The 2,652-nt window shown below is 48.7% G+C and carries 2 protein-coding genes; both read left to right on the forward strand.

All coding sequences use genetic code 11. The features are described 5' to 3' along the window. Positions 1-85: 85 nt before the first annotated feature. On the forward strand, positions 86-1,690 hold the full coding sequence (locus tag Q0R35_RS08330; RefSeq protein WP_295616007.1) for an FAD-dependent monooxygenase: 1,605 nt from the start codon (positions 86-88) through the stop codon (positions 1,688-1,690). Positions 1,691-1,832: 142 nt separating this feature from the next. Further along, positions 1,833-2,510 carry a glutathione S-transferase family protein gene (locus tag Q0R35_RS08335; protein ID WP_295616010.1) on the forward strand — a complete coding sequence of 226 codons (678 nt, stop codon included), beginning with the start codon at positions 1,833-1,835 and terminating at the stop codon, positions 2,508-2,510. The last annotated feature ends 142 nt before the right edge of the window (positions 2,511-2,652 follow it).

The raw sequence follows: 2,652 nt of genomic DNA on the forward strand, positions 1-2,652 counted from the left end.
CACACCATCTCAGCCTATCCCCTATCCCCTATCCCCTATCCCCTATCCCCTATCCCCTATCCCCTATTCGGAGTTACCAGCAGCTATGAATCATCAAAAGATCGAAACAGAAGTATTAATTGTTGGTGGCGGCCCCGTGGGGCTAGCAATGGCCTTAGAACTGCGATACCAAGGCATTGATTATGTACTGGTAGAACAGTCTGATGGTGTCATCGATCACCCCAAAGTTGGAACTGTCGGGCCGCGATCGATGGAAATTTTCCGCCGTTGGGGTTTAGCGCAATCGGTTCGCGATGCGGGTTGGCCAGCAGACCATCCGCTAGATATTGCTTGGGTTACGGCTCTGGGCAAACACGAGATCCATCGCTTGAAGTTTGGTAGTCACGCCGAACGAACCTTACCACCCCATAGCCCAGAATCAGAACATCCCTGTCCCCATCACTGGCTCGTGCCCTTACTGATGAAAGAGCTGGGTATTGCTCCGGCTGGGCCGATTAACCTCAACTGTCGGATGGAAAGTTTGGAATCGAATGAGCAGGGAATTGTCGGTCAAATCAAATTTTTAGTCAGCGGCGATACAGCGACGGTCGAGGCTAAATACGCGGTTGCTTGCGATGGTGCCAGTAGCCTCATTCGTAAAACCTGCGGCGTCGATACGCTCGCCCACCATCCCACCCGCATATTTCAAAACATTCTCTTTCATGCACCAGAACTACCGGAGATTTTGGGAGCGCGTCGAGCATTGGTGTCCTTTATGATGACCCCAGATAATTTGCGCTATCCGCTGAGATCGCTGGACGGGGTGGGTCTATATCGCTTAACTGCCACTCCCCACGAAGATGGCACCCTGCGCGATTCCGAAAAAGCAGTAAAAGAAGCCGTAGGTATTGATACGCCAATTGAAATTCTGTCTACCTCTCAGTGGTATTTAACCCATCGAGTTGCCACGGATTACCAGTCGGGAAACATCTTTTTTGTCGGCGACTCCGCGCATACGCTATCTCCTTCCGGCGGGTTCGGCATGAATACTGGGGTCTCAGATGCCTTAGATTTAGGTTGGAAACTGGCGGCTGTGTTGCAAGGGTGGGCTGGTTCCCAATTGCTAGATACCTATCAAATCGAACGTCATCCGCTGGCGGTTGCTGCTGTAGAAGAGGCTAATCTCAATCTGGAACGTACCCTCAAACGTACTTTACCACCTGAAATTATGCTGGAATCACCTGAAGGCGAGCGCGCACGCGCACAGGTGACAGAAAAAATGAAAAATAGTGATGTCAATCGCGAATTTAACGCGCCTGGGATTCACTTTGGCTTTTATTATGAGTCGCCCGCTATTGCCACCGAACCAGAAAAACCACCCATTCAAAAACCAGATGAGTGGACTCAAACTAGCTATCCAGGCAGTCGCGCTCCACATGCCTGGTTAGAACCAAATAAATCGACGTTAGATCTCTTCGGTCACGGCTTGGTATTACTTAATTTTGGCGATCGCGATATCACAGCTTTAATCGATAGTTGTCAAGCTAAAAAAGTCCCCCTGCGGACTTATCAGATCGACGATCGGGAAATTGCCAAAACTTATGAAAAGACGTTGGTTTTGGTACGACCAGACGGACATGTAGCTTGGCGGGGCGATGATTTGCCAGACGATATCGATGGTACTGTCGATCGGATTCGTGGCTATTTTTAGCGATCGAAACTAAGTTATTGAGTTGCCGCGTAGTCCTTTACCCCACCCCAGCCCTCCCCTTATAAAGGGGAGCAAGACCGGAAAGCCCCCCCTTTATAAGGGGGGGTTGGGGGGGTAAACCAACATTATCCGATCGACAATTATGAAACTTTATTACAACCCAGCTTCATCTTATTCTCAACGAGTCCTAATCGCTCTGTATGAAAAAGATATCCCTTTTACGCCAATTAAGGTAAATCCTTCCGATCCAGAAGTGCGGGAACAGTACCAAAAAATTAATCCTTTTGGTAAAATTCCGACCTTAGAAACCGACAGTGGAGAATTAATTTTTGAAGCGTGTATCATCATTGAATATCTCGATCGTCAATTCCCTCAACAGCCTTGTTTGCTCGATCGAGAGCGGATGTTAGAGATTCGATCGATCGAGAGAATTATCGATGTCTATATCAACGGTAGTCGAGAAGTGCTGTTTGCCGATAGTCAGCGTCAATTGGAGCTGCGCGGCAAGAAAAAGGTAATCAAAGCGCGCAGGTTGCTGGAAACAGCTTGTAACTTTTTAGAAGCTAAACTTCAAGATCGGACTTGGCTGGCGGGGGAGCAGTTTTCGTTAGCAGACTGTACTGCGGCACCGACGCTCACTTATTTACGGCTGGTTTATGACTACCAACATTTGCCCAACCTTACAAATTATATGAGACGTTTGGAGTCGCGATCGGCCGTAGCGAAAGTTCAGCGCGAGGGAATGGTGCGGATGAATCAGATGCTTGCTGCACTGCCTTATCCACTTGAACTGGCTCCCTTGGCACATGCTTCGTGCTGAAAAGATAGTTTGCTACTTAGACCCCAGAGAATCCCCCTAAATCCCCCTTAAAAAGGGGGACTAAGATCCGGATCTTAGCCCCCTTTTTAAGGGGGTTTGGGGGATTCAGATCTAGAAACGAAGCCTCAATCCCCAATCGTAC

The organism is Chamaesiphon sp. GL140_3_metabinner_50 (assembly GCF_025361915.1).
In the GTDB taxonomy this organism is placed as follows: domain Bacteria; phylum Cyanobacteriota; class Cyanobacteriia; order Cyanobacteriales; family Chamaesiphonaceae; genus Chamaesiphon.

Bases quoted from the DNA above. Each gene is read 5' to 3' on its own strand.
- Q0R35_RS08330 (WP_295616007.1), top strand. From the start codon at position 86: ATGAATCATCAAAAGATCGAAACAGAAGTATTAATTGTTGGTGGCGGC.
- Q0R35_RS08335 (WP_295616010.1), top strand. From the start codon at position 1,833: ATGAAACTTTATTACAACCCAGCTTCATCTTATTCTCAACGAGTCCTA.